Origin of the sequence: Luteimicrobium subarcticum (assembly GCF_002798015.1) — a bacterium.
GTDB classification, from domain to species: domain Bacteria; phylum Actinomycetota; class Actinomycetes; order Actinomycetales; family Cellulomonadaceae; genus Luteimicrobium; species Luteimicrobium subarcticum.
The window spans coordinates 1-15,889 of sequence record NZ_PGTZ01000002.1; the positions used below are offsets into that span (position 1 = coordinate 1).

General features: G+C 66.1%; 20 protein-coding genes and 3 pseudogenes. 17 read left to right on the forward strand and 6 right to left on the reverse strand.

What is annotated here, in order from left to right; genetic code table 11:
• The first annotated feature begins 157 nt into the window (after window positions 1–157).
• The 6 genes and pseudogenes from CLV34_RS16625 (at window position 158) to CLV34_RS17160 (ending at window position 3,797) form a co-directional block, all read left to right on the forward strand.
• Window positions 158–580, forward strand: a complete 423-nt coding sequence (locus CLV34_RS16625; RefSeq protein WP_211289312.1) for a hypothetical protein — start codon at window positions 158–160, stop codon at window positions 578–580.
• A 447-nt stretch (window positions 581–1,027) separates the two neighbouring features.
• Window positions 1,028–1,171: pseudogene (locus tag CLV34_RS17250) on the forward strand (helix-turn-helix domain-containing protein); the annotation flags it as partial.
• A 69-nt stretch (window positions 1,172–1,240) separates the two neighbouring features.
• Window positions 1,241–2,514 (forward strand): IS3 family transposase gene (locus CLV34_RS00305; RefSeq protein WP_100348347.1). Its coding sequence is split into 2 segments (ribosomal slippage): window positions 1,241–1,583 and window positions 1,583–2,514, totalling 1,275 coding nucleotides; the frame shifts between segments, so codons are not numbered across the junction.
• A gap of 63 nt (window positions 2,515–2,577) precedes the next feature.
• Window positions 2,578–2,922 carry a hypothetical protein gene (locus tag CLV34_RS00310; RefSeq protein ID WP_100348312.1) on the forward strand — a complete coding sequence of 115 codons (345 nt, stop codon included), beginning with the start codon at window positions 2,578–2,580 and terminating at the stop codon, window positions 2,920–2,922.
• Between the two features lie 306 nt (window positions 2,923–3,228).
• Window positions 3,229–3,525: pseudogene (locus tag CLV34_RS17155) on the forward strand (helix-turn-helix domain-containing protein); the annotation flags it as partial.
• A 74-nt stretch (window positions 3,526–3,599) separates the two neighbouring features.
• Window positions 3,600–3,797: a transposase family protein gene (locus CLV34_RS17160; RefSeq protein WP_281255151.1), complete on the forward strand. Its 198-nt coding sequence runs from the start codon at window positions 3,600–3,602 to the stop codon at window positions 3,795–3,797.
• Between the two features lie 9 nt (window positions 3,798–3,806).
• Here CLV34_RS17160 and CLV34_RS00320 read toward each other — a convergent pair whose 3' ends face one another.
• Window positions 3,807–4,088 (reverse strand): hypothetical protein, encoded by a 282-nt coding sequence (locus tag CLV34_RS00320; protein ID WP_100348313.1) that lies wholly within the window; start codon window positions 4,086–4,088, stop codon window positions 3,807–3,809.
• Window positions 4,085–4,552 carry a hypothetical protein gene (locus CLV34_RS16195; protein WP_157803632.1) on the reverse strand — a complete coding sequence of 156 codons (468 nt, stop codon included), beginning with the start codon at window positions 4,550–4,552 and terminating at the stop codon, window positions 4,085–4,087. The genes CLV34_RS00320 and CLV34_RS16195 overlap by 4 nt, the downstream gene beginning before the upstream one ends.
• A gap of 55 nt (window positions 4,553–4,607) precedes the next feature.
• On the opposite strand from CLV34_RS16195, the gene CLV34_RS00325 reads away from it, so the two are divergent.
• Together CLV34_RS00325 and CLV34_RS00330 are read left to right on the forward strand one after the other, a co-directional pair.
• Window positions 4,608–5,357: a hypothetical protein gene (locus tag CLV34_RS00325; protein WP_100348314.1), complete on the forward strand. Its 750-nt coding sequence runs from the start codon at window positions 4,608–4,610 to the stop codon at window positions 5,355–5,357.
• 151 nt (window positions 5,358–5,508) lie between these two features.
• Window positions 5,509–5,733, forward strand: a complete 225-nt coding sequence (locus CLV34_RS00330) for a DUF6959 family protein (RefSeq protein ID WP_100348315.1) — start codon at window positions 5,509–5,511, stop codon at window positions 5,731–5,733.
• 44 nt (window positions 5,734–5,777) lie between these two features.
• On the opposite strand, the gene CLV34_RS00335 is transcribed toward CLV34_RS00330, so the two are convergent.
• The 3 genes from CLV34_RS00335 to CLV34_RS16200 form a co-directional block, all read right to left on the reverse strand.
• Window positions 5,778–7,034, reverse strand: a complete 1,257-nt coding sequence (locus CLV34_RS00335) for an ISL3 family transposase (RefSeq protein WP_211289313.1) — start codon at window positions 7,032–7,034, stop codon at window positions 5,778–5,780.
• A 186-nt stretch (window positions 7,035–7,220) separates the two neighbouring features.
• A complete protein-coding gene (locus tag CLV34_RS00340) occupies window positions 7,221–7,475 on the reverse strand; it encodes a DUF7660 family protein (RefSeq protein WP_100348316.1) in 255 nt (84 codons plus the stop codon).
• Window positions 7,475–8,614 (reverse strand): RHS repeat-associated core domain-containing protein, encoded by a 1,140-nt coding sequence (locus CLV34_RS16200; protein ID WP_157803633.1) that lies wholly within the window; start codon window positions 8,612–8,614, stop codon window positions 7,475–7,477. The genes CLV34_RS00340 and CLV34_RS16200 overlap by 1 nt, the downstream gene beginning before the upstream one ends.
• Window position 8,615: 1 nt before the next feature.
• Here CLV34_RS16200 and CLV34_RS00350 point away from each other — a divergent pair, with 1 nt between their 5' ends.
• Window positions 8,616–10,466: an RHS repeat-associated core domain-containing protein gene (locus CLV34_RS00350; protein ID WP_100348317.1), complete on the forward strand. Its 1,851-nt coding sequence runs from the start codon at window positions 8,616–8,618 to the stop codon at window positions 10,464–10,466.
• Window positions 10,463–10,744 (forward strand): hypothetical protein, encoded by a 282-nt coding sequence (locus tag CLV34_RS16205; protein WP_157803634.1) that lies wholly within the window; start codon window positions 10,463–10,465, stop codon window positions 10,742–10,744. Before CLV34_RS00350 ends, CLV34_RS16205 begins: the two co-directional genes overlap by 4 nt.
• 10 nt (window positions 10,745–10,754) lie before the next feature.
• Here the strand turns inward: CLV34_RS16205 and CLV34_RS00355 are convergent.
• Window positions 10,755–11,023, reverse strand: a pseudogene (locus tag CLV34_RS00355) (transposase); the annotation flags it as partial.
• Window positions 11,024–11,070: 47 nt separating this feature from the next.
• Between CLV34_RS00355 and CLV34_RS00360 the strand changes: the two are divergent.
• The 7 genes from CLV34_RS00360 (at window position 11,071) to mtrA (ending at window position 15,889) form a co-directional block, all read left to right on the forward strand.
• Window positions 11,071–11,730 (forward strand): Hint domain-containing protein, encoded by a 660-nt coding sequence (locus CLV34_RS00360; protein ID WP_100348318.1) that lies wholly within the window; start codon window positions 11,071–11,073, stop codon window positions 11,728–11,730.
• Window positions 11,731–11,855: 125 nt separating this feature from the next.
• A complete protein-coding gene (locus tag CLV34_RS16210; protein WP_157803635.1) occupies window positions 11,856–12,083 on the forward strand; it encodes a hypothetical protein in 228 nt (75 codons plus the stop codon).
• A 109-nt stretch (window positions 12,084–12,192) separates the two neighbouring features.
• Window positions 12,193–12,591, forward strand: coding sequence for a hypothetical protein (locus CLV34_RS00365; protein ID WP_100348319.1), 399 nt, complete (start codon window positions 12,193–12,195; stop codon window positions 12,589–12,591).
• A 32-nt stretch (window positions 12,592–12,623) separates the two neighbouring features.
• Window positions 12,624–13,838, forward strand: a complete 1,215-nt coding sequence (locus CLV34_RS00370; protein ID WP_157803636.1) for an RHS repeat-associated core domain-containing protein — start codon at window positions 12,624–12,626, stop codon at window positions 13,836–13,838.
• A gap of 14 nt (window positions 13,839–13,852) precedes the next feature.
• On the forward strand, window positions 13,853–14,371 hold the full coding sequence (locus CLV34_RS00375) for a hypothetical protein (protein ID WP_157803637.1): 519 nt from the start codon (window positions 13,853–13,855) through the stop codon (window positions 14,369–14,371).
• A gap of 43 nt (window positions 14,372–14,414) precedes the next feature.
• Window positions 14,415–14,852, forward strand: coding sequence for a hypothetical protein (locus tag CLV34_RS00380; protein ID WP_157803638.1), 438 nt, complete (start codon window positions 14,415–14,417; stop codon window positions 14,850–14,852).
• Between the two features lie 353 nt (window positions 14,853–15,205).
• Window positions 15,206–15,889, forward strand: a complete 684-nt coding sequence (gene mtrA / locus CLV34_RS00385; protein ID WP_100348323.1) for an MtrAB system response regulator MtrA — start codon at window positions 15,206–15,208, stop codon at window positions 15,887–15,889.

The window sequence follows — 15,889 nt, forward strand, 5'->3', positions numbered from 1 at the left end:
AGGCGGTCGTAGAGGTACTTCCATCCTGCCGCCAGGGCCTACCCCTTCCTCACACCCCGACCCGTGTCACCAACCTCATGAGCCACAACACCTAGTCCCTGGACGGACGTCGTGTGCGCGTCGATCGACGGTCTGGGAACCGCTACTTTCATGCTCCATGACGGTTCCTGACGATCGCGCGGAGTCGGCGGTGGCCGGCACGGCGGGTGGCGACGCGAGCGCGCCGTGGCAGAGCCTCGCTCAAGGCTACGAAGCCGCCCGAGCCCGAGAGGACTCGCTGGACCGGCTCGTCGAGTGGCCCGCGCAGCGCGCGGTCCTCGGCGACGTCGTCGGGCGGTCGGTGCTCGATGTCGGTTGCGGCAACGGAGCCAAGCTCGTCGCAGCTGACGCACCGCGCTACCAGTCCTGCTCCCACTGGAGGATCGCGACGGATGCGGCCTCAGCGTCACGGAGCAGCCTCGAGGTCGGGAACGGGAGCGACTCCTGCCGCCGGGTTCACGTCGGATGCACGAGCGCGAAGGTGCCATCCGAAAGCTGGACGATCACGGCGTCGCTGGCCTCGACGCCTCGACCCGGTTGATCCGTCCGTGCAGAAGGTGCCGCGGCGCGATCTCCTTGCTCAGTTCAGCACCACGGCCTCTCGCTTCGCGACCGCCCCAGGATCCAGCACGTCGGCGAGACCCGCCACCGCTCGGATACTCCAAGACCGCCACAGGCAGATCGTTCCAGGTTCGTTAGGAGACATGCCCTAGATCTTGGAGAGCGCGGCAAGCTACTTCGGGCCAGCACCAGACTGATGAGTCTCACGAATTCATCAGCAGACTCGATCATGTCCACTGACCGCCGAACGATCGTACCGACGTCCCTCGTGTGCTTGAGCGCGGGATCGATGTAGTCGCCGTACTTGCCGGCATCGCGGTACCACTCCAGTCCCTTCGGCGTCTCGCGGTAGACCTTCCTCGCAGAACCGCCGTGCCCTACGGTGTCCGCTCCACCAGGTCCGGGTCGCGCAGCAGCTCCAGCTGCCACCCTCGACGTCCTCCGAGCCCTCGCCGTCGCTCTCGCCGTCGCTCTCGCCGTCACCACCGACGAACTCGTCTTCAACGACGACGAACGCGGCCCCCAAGACGCCACCCTGCGCCTGCACCTCGAAGCCCTCGACCAACTCGACGAGGGCCTTGACCCCGGATCGTGGACACGCTGAAGCCAGCACTGCTGGGGAAGCGAGATGATCCAGGACATGGCCAGGAAGAACTACTCCGAGGAGTTCCGTCGTCAGGCCGTCGACTTGTACGAGTCCACCCCGGGGGCCACGGTCCGTGGGATCGCTGGAGACCTGGGCGTCGTGCGGGGCACGTTGCGGGCCTGGCTCGAGGCGTACGGGACGGGCAAGGAGACCGCGGCCGACGGAACGCTTGCGCGCAGCCCGTTGCAGGTGAAGGTCGCGACCGCCGCGCGCGAGCCACGCGATGGTGAGACGCCGGAGCAGAAGGTCGCCCGGCTCGAGGCACGGGTACGTGAGCTCGAGGTCGAGACCACCAAGCTGGTCACGGAGCGGGAGATCTTGCAGAAGGCGGCGAAGCATTTCGCCGGGCAGACGCGCTGGTGAGTCGCTTCCAGTTCGTCGCCGACCACTCGGCCACCTTCGAGGTGAAGCGACTGTGCCAGCTCCTGGAGATCAAGCGTTCGTCCTACTACGCGTGGCGGGCGGCCGCACCGGCCCGGGCGGTCCGTGCCGCCGCTGACGCCGCACTGGCGAGCCGGATCCGTGTCGTGCACGGCGCGGACAACACCGTCGGTGCCCCGCGCATGACCGCCGAGCTCAACGACGGCGTGCCCGCCTGCGAGCGGGTGAACCACAAGCGCGTCGCCCGCGTGATGCGCACCGCCGGCATCGCGGGCTACGTCAAGAAGAGGCGGGTGCGGACCACGGTCCCCGAGCCCGCGGACCAGAAGTTCCCCGACCTGCTCGGACGTGACTTCACCGCCGACGCCCCGAACCGCAAGTACGTCGGTGACATCACTTACCTACCGATCAGCGCCGCCGCCGGCGGCGGGAACCTCTACCTCGCGACCGTGATCGACTGTTACTCGCGCCGCCTGGTCGGGTGGGCCGTGGCCGACCACATGCGCACCGACCTCGTCGCCGACGCGCTGACCGCGGCCGCCGGGGCACGCGGCAGCCTCAAGGGATCGGTGTTCCACTCCGACCACGGGTCGGTCTACTGCTCGAAGGCCTACGCCAAGCTGTACAAACGACTCGGAGTGACCCAGTCGATGGGCGCCGTGGGCACCTCCGCGGACAACGCTCTGGCCGAGTCGTTCAACGCGACCCTCAAACGCGAGGTCCTGCAAGACGCCGCCTGCTGGCCCGACGAGGCCACCTGCCGTCGTGAGGTGTTCCGCTGGATCATCCGCTACAACAACCGCCGCCGACACTCCTGGTGCGGCTACGTCAGCCCCGCCGACTACGAGAACATCACGACCACCACTACGCTGCCGTCAGCGGCGTAACCCACCCCCGTGTCCACGACCCGGGGTCAAGGTCCCGGTCCACTTAGCAGACGGGGTGCCCTGGTGAAAGAACAACAGATCATCGCCGAGTTGGTAACCTCGGGACTTGCCGACTGGGTTTCGCTGCACGACGTCGTCTGGCTCTGCACCGAGGGCAGGATCAACGATGAATCGAAGCGTCGGGTGCTCGGCGTCCTCGACCGCATCTACACCGGCGGTCTGATGGTCCCGGGCGAACTTGGGGCGGCGGGATTCGAGGACTGGCAGTCGTGCGTCGGAAACTGGGTTCCACGATCTGCCGCAGAGCTGGACGAACTCGCATGGCACCCGATGGGTGCTGGATTTTGGCTGCGGCTCACGCCCGATGGCGAGCGGTTCGCACGAAAACTCCAACCGGCCGACGGCTAGAATTCCAACGCACGCCGCAATGCGGTGTTCTCAGAGCCCTATTCACGTGGCTCGCGGCTGGGCCGGTGATGGCGCCTGCGTGAGGGGTCCGGGGACGGGGCAACGGCTCCCTGACCTGCGAGGATGGGGTTACCACACCAACCATCGCTCACTGGCAGGAAGCCGTTGCGCTACAACTCTACGTGCGGTCTGGGTCCCGGCGAGGTCGCCGAGCTGACCGCGAGGATCTTCCAGGTACTGACCGGCCGCGGACCACTGCCCCGGTGGAAGGTCCCGCTGGGTCGCCAGGTCGAGATCGTCCTGGTGATGCTGCGCCAGAACCTGCCCCAGCAGCTCGTCGCGGACCTGTGCGGGGTGTCCCAGCCGACGGTCTCGAGGATCTTCCGTCGGATCGTGCCGCTGCTCGAGCAGGTCACCTGTCTGCACGGGGCAGACCTGGCCTCCCAGACCGCCGGGCGCGTGATCCCGGTCGACGGGACCTACGTCCCCACCGGCAACCGCGCCGCGACAGGACGGGACAACTACTCGGGCAAGCACCACGTGCAGTGCCTCAACATCCAGGTCGCCGCCACCCTCGACGGGCACCTGCTCGCCGTGTCCGACCCAGTGCCCGGAGCCCGCCACGACGCCGGCGCCCTGCACGCCACCGGCTGGAACCTCGTCCTGGACGATGTCCAATGGATCGGCGACTCCGCACCGACCACGACAAACAGTGGAACCGCTCCGTCGCGTCCCTGCGCGCACCCGTCGAGCGCGTCATCGGCCTCATCAAATGCTGGAAGATCGTCGCCAAGGGCTGGCGCGGACCCCTCCGAGAACTACCCCGCATCATCCGCCTGATCACCCTCCTCGAACGCTACCGAACAGGCTGGTGAATAGGGCTCTTATATATCCGATGCCTCATCAAGTATATCGCGAAGATCCCGGAGCCGAAAGATTACGGCCCCGAGCTGTTCGTCGCGCAGCGTAGTGAACTGGATCTCCTCGATATCGGCTTCCGCTAGCCGCACGGCATCCGCGACCTCGGAGCCGTCATTTTCGAATTGCGGAATTGCGCTCTGCAGAACCGCTTGTACGTCGCCAATCGACCGTGAGCCGATTTCGAGCCCCGAAATCGCCGCAAGGACGTCCGAGGAAACCTTAGAATTGTATTCGTTCATCTTCATCGCGTGATCACCGTAATGACGACGTCATTCTCCGTTATGACCTGAACGGTACCGCTTGCGTAGGAGAGCCGAGCCTCTCCGTTCGGGCCCCTGACCGGGCTTCCCTGCGTGCTGCCCAACACGTCCTCGAAGAATGCCGGCGAAACGCTCCTACCAGGGCTAGTTGCTCCCGCCGGTGCGCCAAGCCCGCTGGGCTGCATGCGGTCAACAGCGTGCCGCGTGTACAAGCGCTCGCCTACCTGAGCGTAATTCCGCCCCTCCTGTGTGACCTTTGGATAGTTCGACCAGGATGTCCATGGAATCTTGGCTGCGGTGTTTGCGGCTGCGTCTTCGGCGCCGACTCTAGCAGTGGTCTTGAGGCTTGCGCGTGCGGGTGCGGCGAGCAGGGAGACGCCTTCGCCGACGCCGGTGAGGTCGAGCGCGGTGATCCCTACCTGGAACTGGAGCTCGTCACGCCAGCCCATCGCTCCGCCCCACTCGGAGAAGTCCCCGGTCTGGAACGCCGTGTAGGTGCGGCGCGTGAACTGCTACTGGGGGTACCCGGGGGATCGCGTTGAGTGCGACTTCCTTGACGAATTCCTGGTGGGTCGAGACCCAGTCGCCATCTTTCCCCCGATCCCGCTGGGGGTTGCCCATCAGATCGTCGAGCTTGAGGTCGTCGTCGGCGGCCCGTCCACCCCGGACGCCGGGGCACGGTCTACCGGGACCGTCACTCACACCGCGACGAGCTACACCGACGGCGGTGGCAGCTCCACCAGCCCCACCACCAGCGGGTACCCCGCTAAAAACTCGGGGCACTACGACCCCACGTTCGTCCCCCACGACAAGCGCCAAAGCATCGCGGAGTGGGTGCTCTGGTACGCCGCCGACATGGACGACTTCAACCGGTGCGACTCTGGCGGCGCATGGTTCGCCTGCAGCATGGCCGTCGCATCCGTCGCCAGTCTCCCCCTCGGTGGTGAGTTCGACGAGGCACGCGCCGCACTCGACGGCACCGAAGCCCTCATCGACGCCGGGCGCGGTATCGTCGAGTCCGGAGCAGGACGCAAAGCAGGCGAAGCCAGCGCGAGCAGCGCGAGCGAGGCAGAAGCCGCAGTTCGGGCAATGCCGGGCTCCGTGACGGTTGGTTCAGGGCCATCCCTCGATAACATCTCGGTGAGCCAAGCGACACGGATCCAGAACGCCGCCAATCGAATCGACCAGCCGATTTCGCTGGTGGGTAGCCGGGCGCCGGGACGTCGCATGGATACTCCGACTGGGACTACGTGATCTCAGGAATCAATTCACGCGTCAGGCACTCGGTCTCGAGTTTGCTCCCGCGCGGGCCCGTCGAGCTCGGGCACAGTCGTCGGATCGACGTCCTAACAGGACCCCTCAATGAGCAACTGCCCCACATCACCTTTCAACCCGGTTGGATGACATGAACGCCGAGATCATTGATCGCAGAGGCAATCTCCGCCTCGTCCTAGACCCTGAGCGCGTTTTTCCTGGACTTATCGTCCAAGGCGACACACTCGTGAGTCTTCTCGAAGACCTCGAAGAAGAGAACCCGGAAGGCTTCGCCACCCAGACCGTGCGCGAATGGATCGGTCTCTACGAAGAGATGATGAAGGACGCTGGCTCCGACCTGCCTTACGTGCGATGAGGTAGCGAACTCGGATAAGCGGCTCTTCGTCGATCCGGTGGGGATCAGGTCGTGAGGCCACCGGCGGCGAGGAGCATGCGGAGGCGGTAGTTGTCGTAGTTGCGGTAGCCGCGGGCGAGGCGGCGGTGGAGCTCGATGATCCCGTTGACGGCCTCGGTCGGCCCGTTGTTCTGGCGGCCGGTATCGAAGTAGGCGTGGAACGCGTCGCGCCAGCGGCGTAGGGGCCGCCCGAGCCGGGCGACTTCGGGGATCGGGCAGGTGTGGAACGAGTTCAGGACGTGCTGGGCCAGCTTGCGGCCGTCGGCGAGGTCGCGTGCGCGGTAGGCGGCGCGTAGGTCCTGGGCGCACTGCCAGGCGACGAACACCTCCTCGTGAGCGTCGTTCGTCTCGATCGCGCGGGTCAGGCGCGCCCACTGCTTGTCGGTCAGGTGCTCCGCGCCGGCACGCAGGATGGTCTGGATCCCCGCCAGTGGGTCGCCCTTGCGGCCGCGGTGCCCGGTGGTGTCCTGCTGGACACGGCGTCGGACCTCGTCGACCACGGCGGTGCCGAGCTTGACGACGTGGAACGCATCCAGGACCGCGGTCGCGTCGGCGAGCTGGTCGTCGATCGCGGCCTTGTAGCCCCCGAACGGGTCGAGCGCCGCGACACCGATGTTCGCCCGGAACGCTTCGCCGCGCTCATTGAGCCAGTCGGCGTAGGCCTTCTTCGAGCGGCCCGGGACCAGGTCCAGCAGCCGGGCGTGCACGCGGCCCTTCTCGTCGCGGGTCAGGTCGACCATCCCGGTCAGCTCCTTGGGGCCGCGCACGTGCCGGTCGCCGTGGTGCCAGATGTGCTCGTCTACCCCCAGGGACCTGACGCCGGCGAACCGGGACTCGTCGCCCGCGAGACGTTCGAGGACGGGCTTGATCGCACGCCACAGCGCCCACCAGGACACCGCGAGGCGGCGTGCCAGTCCGGCGATCGTGGCGTGCTCACGGCGCAGCTGCCCGATCGCCCACGCCACCGCCCGGACCGTGATCGACCCCCGCGCCGCGACCAGGGTCGGGACCTGCTCGGTGAACGTCCCGCGTGGACACGCCGCTTCCGGGCAGCGCCACGTGCGTTGCCGCCACACGAGCCGGACCCGGACGTCACCGTGCGGCACGTCGTGCAGGACGCGCCTGCGCCTGCCCCGGCTCGGCGCGACCACCTCGCAGTCCGGGCAGCCCATCAGGTGCCACGGCGTCGAGACCGTGACCGTCATCGACGTTTCGGCCCGCTCGACCGACTCGACGCTGACCTCAGGCAGGCCGAGCAGCACATCACAACGAGCACAAGGATCGGTAGTAGTGGGCGCGCCAGCGCACCCCGTAGCGTTGGAACGTCGAGGTCCTCGAAGTCGATCAGTGGTTGGCGCTTCTGATCATCGGGGACCTCGACCCCTACACCCAGCCCGTCACACCGCCGCCGTCACTCCCCACCGGATCGGCGAAGAGCCGCTATTGCATCACTCGTAGACACGGGCGGCGAGAAGCATGTCCGCGATCAACTGCCATGTGGGCTGACTCGGAACTGGTTCGTGGCGACCGGAAAAGTACCCATCCATGTCCTCAAGCCATGCAGCCCATGCGCGCAGGAAATCGAGCAGATTTGCATTTTCCCACTCGTCTGGATCAGCAGAGAAGGAATCGGCAAGGCGATCGATGAAGTCTGCAAAGTCCGATCTATTCATTGGCGCCTGGTGAGGCTTGCTGGTTTCCATTACCCATTTCCTCTAATGCGGATTGAGAGGCCGCCATTCTTTGTCGAGAACTTCCACTCTTCTTTGGGCATCTCGGCTGTGGTAGCCATGCGATAGGGAGCATCTACTCCCGCCTGCTGGAAAGCCGCCAATCGGCGATTATCGAGTGAAAATATCTCACCACCGCGTTCGACGAGACGGATCTGTGGGACATCTCTGGCCCTGACGCTCCCATTCCGGAGCCCTTCGGCAAGTGACTGAATCGTGGTGCCATCGCGGAACGTGTTCTTGATGCTGCTCTGACTGAACCTCACGGTTGCTGGATCGATAAAACCGCTATCCGCAAGGCGAGATGCGGTGCCTGCGACTCCCTTGGCGCCTGTCGATGCGGCTATCTTGCCACCTGCGGAGAGTTCGGGTCCGAGGTCGGGGACGATGGCCATGGCGGCGAGTCCGACGGAGGTGCCCCAGTCGTTGCCTTGGTCGTGGTAGCTGTCGGCACTGGTTGCGGCGAGCATCACGCCCATGACGGCGCAGGTCAGGCCCCCCGTCTCGGGGCAGGCCAGGGCGAGGGCCGCGGTCGCGGCGCCCATGGCGATGTCGGTTCGGTGGTCCCACAGTCCGTCGCGCAGACCGGTCACGTTCGCGCCCCAGTCGACCTGCTCCCCGCACAGGTCCGCGCATGCGGGGTACCCGCTGGTGGTGGAGCTGGTGGAGCTGCCACCGCCGTCGGTGTAGCTCGTCGCGGTGTAGGTGACGGTCCCGGTCGTTTTCGCGGTGCCGTCCGGTGCGGAGGTGGATGTGCTGCTGGGGGTGGTGGACGAGCCGCTGCCTGATCCGTGCCCGGTCAGGGCCCGCCACTCCCCTTCGGTCATGCCGTCCGGGTGCGGGTTGCTGGGGAGGTTCCCGGTGGGGTCGGTCCAGGTGGTGGGGTTGTTGTTCGCGTACGAGTACGCGGCCCACTGCTGGGGGTCGCCGAGGTTCATGATCGGGTCGACCGAGACGAACCGGCCCACGGCGGGGTCGTAGTAGCGGGCACCGACCTGGGTCAGCCCGGTCGCGTCGGTGGGCTTGTCGAGGAAACCGTGGTCCCCGGGGAACGTGCCCCCCTGCCCGCCGCCCTGCCCGCGGGGCACACCGAACGGGTCCTGGTGACGCACCGTGAGCTGGTTCGTGGTGTCCGTGACCGCGTACTGCGCGGTCGTCTCGGCAGGCCGCGAGCAGGCCCGCGCGGCGGTGGACGGGCCGACGACGAGCGGGCATGCCGCTGACTACCAGTGTTTCTCGTATGACGGGTTGCGGCGTCTGACGCAGGCGTGGACCCCGAGGACGGCGGACTGCGGGGTCTCGGGCCGTACGGCGTCGAACCTGGGTGGTGCGGCGCCGTGCTGGTCGTCCTACGGGTATGACGTGGTGGGGAACCGGGCGTCGGTGGTGGGTCACGGTACCGACGGGTCGACGACGACGAGCGTGTACTCGTACGACGGGTCGGGTGGTGCGGGTCCGCACGCGGTCACGAGGGTCGCGACGACGTCGAGCGCGGTGGGTGTCGCGCAGGTCGACTCTGCGTTCGCCTACGACAAGACCGGGAACATGGTCTCGCGGGCGGTGGGCGGTACAGACGCCCAGACGCTTGCGTGGGACGCGGGCGGTCGGCTCGCGGGTGTGGCGACGACCTCGAGCGGCGTCTCGCAGGGCCTGTTCGTGTACTCGGCGGACGGGGACCGTCTCCTACGCCGTCAGGGCGGGACGGTCACGGCGTACCTGCCCGGTGGGCAGGAGCTCACGTTGACGACCGCGACGTCGACGCTGGCCGCGACGCGGTACTACACGGTCGGTGGGCAGACCATCGCGGTGCGCACCGGGTCGGGACCGAGCGGGGTGACTACCCTGGTCCCCGACGCCCAGGGCACCGCGCAGTACGCGGTCACGGACACCACCAACCAGCTCACGGTGCGTCACCAGGACCCGTTCGGCGTGCCCCGCGGGCAGGGGGGCACGTTCCCGGGGGACCACGGGTTCCTCGACAAGCCCGCCGACGCGACCGGGTTGACCCAGGTCGGTGCCCGCTACTACGACCCCGCCCTGGGCCGGTTCGTCTCGGTAGACCCGGTCATGGACCTCGGCGACCCGCAGCAGTGGGCCGCGTACTCATACGCGAACAACAACCCCACCACCTGGACCGACCCCACCGGCCTTGCACCGATCGGGATGACCTTGCCCGACGGACGCCACGGCGGCACACACTCGGACACCTCGACGGGCTCGACCACCACCTCCAGCAGCACATCCACGTCCACTCCGGACGGGCCGCCGACGACGACCTCAAGGTCGACCATCTGGTGGGCAACCCCGGACGGGATCGGAGGAGCGATCGGCGACTGGGTCTCGACGCACCAGGAGATCGTCAAGGAAGTCGCTCCGAACACGATCCCGGGCTACTCCCAGTACCAGTTCACGAGCCGCACCTACACGGCGTTCCAGGCAGGGGACTTCTCCCAGTGGGGCGGATTCATGGGCTGGAACGAAGAGCTCAAGTTCCAGGTAGGGATCACCGCGCTCGACCTCACTGGCGTCGGCGAAGGCGTCTCCCTGCTCGCCGCACCCGCACGCGCAGGCCTCAAGACCACTGCCGAGGCTAGTGTTGAAGGCGCGGGAGCGGACGCTACTCTCTCTGCCGCGGGAAGCCCTGCAAGGTTGACACTCCCTGAACTTCGCGCTGCGGCCGACGCTACGGTTCCGAGCGGTCTCACACGGGCGCAGTGGGGCAAGATGGTTTGGGGCGCCGGCGGGGGCGGAGGAGCGGCAGCGACTAACGCAAGGGCGCTAATCGGTCGTTCTGCCGAACAACTCGGCCAGATTCCCGGTCTGAATGTCTCGTCCGCAACGGCATGGCGCGACTTCTATCGCCAAGCCGTGGAGGATGGTCGCGGAGTCGCTAACCCGGCAAATGCAACGAACCAAGCGCGCGTCGAACTCCTCAATGACATTATAGTTAACCTCGGGGGTTGATCAGGATGAAGGCAGCAAGCGAAAACGGCAACAATGGGGAATATGTCCTTATTCTGCGGCCCGCAGGAGACAGTCCACTGACAGTACTTTTCGAGCCTGGTGCGGGCGAGTTCGAACTTGAGCCGGCAACGGAGTTCAGAATCGAGATATCGGGCGCGGAGGATGAACGTTTGGAGTTTTCGCACGGGGATGGCTTTGTTGCCGTTTGGCCGAGCCCAGCGCTCACTATTCGCGTAACCGACGGCAGCGGTGCCGATCTTCGGCTGCTTGGCTACTGATCAAAGTGGCTCATCGCAGATGAGGGTGCAGCAGCGGCCTGAAGCCGCCGGCTTCCAGGAGCGAGCGAGCAATGTAGTGGGTGAGCTTGCGGAACCCAGGGCGGAGCTGCGCAAGTGCTCGAGGCGTCCGTTGATCGCCTCCGTCGGTCCGTTGCTGGTGCCGTGCAGGTCGAAGAACGCCCGCACGTCAGCGGCGCGCTTCGTCAATGTCCGCCCGAGCGTGACGAGCTCGCCCAGGGCCTCCGGAACGCCGCTGCTGTCCGAGTCGATCACTAAGGCTTGTTCAAGTTCGGGAACTCGTCGTTCGTCAACAGTGCGGGCAAAGCGTGCTCTTCGCGGGCTCGACAGCTGTCTTGCTCGCTGACGGCACGCAAAAGCACATCAGGGACGTCACGACCGGCGACAAGGTGCTCGCCACCGACCCCGAGACTGGCGAGCAAGCCTCCGAGCCCGTCGAGCAGGTCTTCACGCACACCGACCACTCCTACAAGGTCACCCTTGACGACGGCACCAGCCTGACCACCACGGCCAACCGTCCCTTCTGGTCAGCCACCGACAACCAGTTCGAACGCGCCGACCACCTCACCACCGGCGAAAGGGTCCTCGGGGCCGATGGCAAGCCCCACACCATCGCCGCATCCCGACCCACCACCCACGTCGGCACCGCCGACAACCTGTCCATCCGCAACATCCATACCTACCATGTAGGTGCCGACGACATCCTCGTCCACAACACCTGTGCCGAACCATTTCTCGACGATGCCGGTGAAATATATGTGCGGGGCAAGCATACGACGTCGGGTGCAACTCGCGACGCCTCGAAGGGCTATTTTCACGATGACGAAGACCTCTATGATTTGGCAGAAGACGCAGGAAATTTCCCGCATCTGTCCAGTCCAACGGAAACTGCCTGCGCGTGTGTGACGCCGGCAGGCCAATCGGGGTCGATATCGAGGCCGGGCTGGCGATTTCCGCCTATAGCGTGATAAGCGATCAATTTGGCGGCGTAGTAACCATGCCCCCAGGCGTACCCAGATAAGGAGGTTCCATGGGAACGACCATATGGATTCGATCTTACACTGGAGAAGTAATCCGACGAGGTGCCATCGACGTGACACGACTGCTCAAGGAAGCGCAACTTCGTGAATTGCCCTTCTTGGCGGGTGTCGACGAATACGACGACACGATCTTCAACCGGCGTCAAACGCACACGGTGGCACTAGAACTAGTTGAACTGCGAGAGATGACGGAGATCCGGAACCAGGTCGAAGATATCGAAGCAGCTATTGGAATCGTTCAGCAACGGCCGCATCGCTACTTGGTATTCAACGGCGACTAGCCTCGATTCTTCATCAGGCTGCGGCATGAGGCTGTGGCGTTTCCCCGCCAGTGTGAGTCTGTCGAGAGATGGCGGGTCGGTCCCGGCCTGAAAGCGGTCGGGTCGTACGGTGTCGAATCTGGGTGGTGCGGCGCCGTACTGGTCGACCTTCGGGTATGACGAGGTCGGGAACCGGACGTCGGTGGTCAATCACGCGGGCGACGGGACGACGACGACGAGCGCGTACCCGTATGACGGGTCGGGGAGCGCGGGTCCGCACGCGGTCACGAAGGTCGCGACGACGTCGAGCGCGACGGGTGTGGGTGAGGTCGACTCCACGTTCGCCTACGACCAGGCCGGGAACATGGTCTCCCGGGCGGTTGGTGGGAAGGACGCCCAGTCCCTGACCTGGGACGCCGACGGGGAACTCTCCGGGGTCAAGAAGACGTCGTCGGGCGCGTCGCAGGGCACGTACGTGTACTCGGCGGACGGTGACCGGCTGCTGCGCCGCCAGGGCAAAACACCGTGACCGCGTACCTGCCTGGTGGGCAGGAGCTCACGTTGACCGGGGCGTCCACGCTGTCGGCGACCCGGTACTACACGCTGGGTGGGCAGACGGTCGCGGTGCGGACCGCTCCCGCCCTGGCGGGGGTCACGACCCTGATCCCGGACACGCAGAACACTGCGCAGTACGCGGTCACCGACACCACGAACAAGCTGACCGTCAAGCGTCAGGACCCGTTCGGTGGGGTGCGGGGGCAGGCGGGGACGTTCCCTGGTGACCACGGGTTCCTCGACAAGCCCACCGACACCACCGGGCTGACGCAGGTCGGTGCCCGCTACTACGACCCCGGTCTGGGACGGTTCATCTCCGTCGACCCGATCATGGACCTCGCCGACCCCCAGCAGTGGTCCGCGTACGCGTACGCGAACAACAACCCCACCACCTGGTCCGACCCGACCGGGCTGGTCCCGGCCTACGATCCGGGTGCAAGTGACGTCCTGCGTCCCGGTGTCGACGACAACCCTGGTGTCGCACAGCACCGCAGGCACGTGTCCACACCGGCGTCGACGCCTGCCGCGCCGGCGACGACGACAGCGAAGTCGACGATCTGGTGGGCGACCCCGAGCGGGATCGGGGGCAAGGTCGGCGACTGGGTCTCGACGCACCAGGAGACCGTCAAGGAAGTCGCTCTCAACGCGATCCCCGGCTACTCCCAGTACCAGTTCACCAACCGCACCTACACCGCGTTCCAGACCGGGGACTTCTCCCAGTGGGGCGGATTCACCGGCTGGAACGAAGAGCTCAGGTTCCAGGTCGGGATCACCGTCCTCGACTTCACCGGCGTCGGCGAAGGCCTCTCCTTGCTCGCCGCACCCGCACGCGCAGGCCTCAAGACCACTGTTAAAGTCGGCGCCGAAGACTTAGAGGCAAACACCGCAGATGAGGCGCTCGCCGCTGCGCGTTCACAGCGAGACGCACTCGCGGCTGAGGTCGGGTCGTCGAAGGCGACTGTGACTGGTGGGTACGACCCCGCGCGCGGACCGAGCAGCGCGATCTCGGGCTGCAACAGGAACCCGCTTGGATGCGCGGAGAACGATGTCGAGCGCCAGTTGGGGATCGACCCGTCGGGCATCCAGTTCACTGAGGCGATCCGGCCGCGAACAGGCCAACAAGTTCCGATCTGCCACGACTGCCAAGTGCGCTATGGTCCGTCCCAGTTCCCCGCTGGGACGCTGCACAAGCCAGGCGGACGATGGGATGAACTCGGATGATCATTGAAAGACTGATGGAGCGGGTCGACTGGAACTCGCTCCGCTCGGCGAGCGGATCCTCAGGGTTCGTTCCTGGTGCAGTCCGTGAGTTGCTTGCCGCTCGCACTGCTCCGGAGGCCGAGGTCGCGTACTGGAAGCTGGACAACAGCGTTGTCGTTCAGGGCCAGCTCTTTGAGTCCGCGAGGTGGGTGGTCGGACCGCTTCTCGTCGCGTTGAGTCAGCCCCGCGCAGCGTTCGTCCGGGAGCGGATCGCGAACCTGCTTGTGGAGATCGCGTTCGGAGAACCACATGAGCGCGAACTCGCGTCTAAGGGAGATCCGGATCTCGCGGCGCGCTGCATCGACGAGTTGCGGAAAGCGTTGCCGACCTTCTACGGCATGCTTGATGATTCGACGCCGATGCTGAGGCTTGGTGGCCTGGACCTGCTGGATGCAGCAGAAGCCGATCGCGACAGGATGGCAGCCGCAGCTTCGGGCTTGCTCCATGACCCGGACGCGAAGGTCGCGCGACGGGCCGCCGAACTGGCTTCGTGACGTCAGAGTCCCAGTATGAATAGTTGTGGTCATCATGGTGCCCATGGTTGACGACTTTGGGACGGGCTGGACAAGGCTCGTAAGTCTCAGCGGAGATCTGTGGCTCGGGCTGGCAGGAGGAGAACTGTACGTGGGTAGCCACGATGCGCCGATTCGGCGCGTCGATCGCGCCCGTCCGACAGGCCTTCTCCCGCTGCTCGAACGTCCGCGTCCTGCAGTCATCGCCGAACTTCGGCAGTGTGAGCGGGACGTCGGACTGGGCGACGGCTTCCTTGTGGCCTTCATCCCCTTCGGCGCGATCCTTGCCGAGGCAGTGGCTTCGGAACTCGACTATTGGGTTCACTTGGCGCTCGATTGGCTGGAGGAATACTCCGAGAAGAATGTGGCGACGGGGCTCCTGTCGAAAATCGAGCATGCCGCCTGGGCCACACAGCATGCACGCCACCGATCTCGGCACCTCAGCAAGCGGTTTGCCGGCTGACTGCCCTGCCGGGAGAGTCCCACTCGGGAAATATTTCCGATTGCGGCGGTCTGGCCTCGTCGCCGAGAAGGCAGACATGAGGGTCGTTTGGTCGAGAGCGTCCGCTCATCCCCCTGGCGGCCAATCCTGAAGTCGACATGCGGGAGAGTGCCTCGCCCCCGATTTATCGAGGCTGGCAAGCCCGGATGAATGAAGGGTGCCTTGCTTGCGGGGTGTGCCTCTGACGGTCGGCCACAGGAACCACCCCGGGCCGGCAAGGTTCAACGGGTGTACGTGCGTCGAGTCCGGCCCACCGGCTGCACCGTCGGCGTGCTCGACCCACCCGCACCTGCACCAATGGCAGACTTGCCCGCATGAGATCTCGCGTGCTGGTGGTCGACGACGACACCGCTCTCTCGGAGATGATCGGCATCGTCCTCAAGTCGGAGGGGTTCGAGCCGGTCTTCTGTGCCAACGGTGACGCCGCGCTGGGTGTGTTCCGGGCGTCGCAGCCCGACCTGGTGCTGCTCGACCTGATGCTGCCCGGCAAGGACGGCACGCAGGTGTGCCGGGAGATCCGGTCGGAGTCGGGCGTCCCGATCATCATGCTGACGGCCAAGAGCGACACGCTCGACGTGGTCACGGGTCTGGAGTCGGGCGCCGACGACTACGTCTCGAAGCCGTTCAAGCCGAAGGAGCTGGTGGCGCGCATCCGCGCACGGCTGCGCCGCACGGACGACACGGCCCCCGAGGTCCTGGCGATCCGTGACATCAGCATCGACGTGACGGGTCACCGGGTCATGCGGGGCGACACCGTCATCTCGCTCACCCCGCTCGAGTTCGACCTCCTCGTCGCGCTCGCGCGCAAGCCCTGGCAGGTGTTCTCGCGCGAGGTCCTGCTGGAGCGCGTGTGGGGCTACCGGCACGCCGCCGACACGCGCCTCGTGAACGTCCACGTGCAGCGGCTGCGGTCCAAGGTGGAGCACGACCCCGAGAACCCCGAGATCGTCCTCACGGTCCGCGGCGTCGGCTACAAGGCGGGGACGGCGTCGTCCTGA

What these genes read in the sequence shown, in the direction of transcription:
- CLV34_RS00380 (WP_157803638.1), top strand. Translation starts at nt 14,415, where the DNA reads ATGGTTGACGACTTTGGGACGGGCTGGACAAGGCTCGTAAGTCTCAGC.
- mtrA (WP_100348323.1), top strand. Translation starts at nt 15,206, where the DNA reads ATGAGATCTCGCGTGCTGGTGGTCGACGACGACACCGCTCTCTCGGAG.
- CLV34_RS16625 (WP_211289312.1), top strand. Translation starts at nt 158, where the DNA reads ATGACGGTTCCTGACGATCGCGCGGAGTCGGCGGTGGCCGGCACGGCG.
- CLV34_RS17160 (WP_281255151.1), top strand. Translation starts at nt 3,600, where the DNA reads ATGGATCGGCGACTCCGCACCGACCACGACAAACAGTGGAACCGCTCC.
- CLV34_RS16195 (WP_157803632.1), bottom strand. Translation starts at nt 4,552, where the DNA reads ATGGGCTGGCGTGACGAGCTCCAGTTCCAGGTAGGGATCACCGCGCTC.
- CLV34_RS00330 (WP_100348315.1), top strand. Translation starts at nt 5,509, where the DNA reads ATGAACGCCGAGATCATTGATCGCAGAGGCAATCTCCGCCTCGTCCTA.
- CLV34_RS00320 (WP_100348313.1), bottom strand. Translation starts at nt 4,088, where the DNA reads ATGAAGATGAACGAATACAATTCTAAGGTTTCCTCGGACGTCCTTGCG.
- CLV34_RS00375 (WP_157803637.1), top strand. Translation starts at nt 13,853, where the DNA reads ATGGAGCGGGTCGACTGGAACTCGCTCCGCTCGGCGAGCGGATCCTCA.
- CLV34_RS00340 (WP_100348316.1), bottom strand. Translation starts at nt 7,475, where the DNA reads ATGGAAACCAGCAAGCCTCACCAGGCGCCAATGAATAGATCGGACTTT.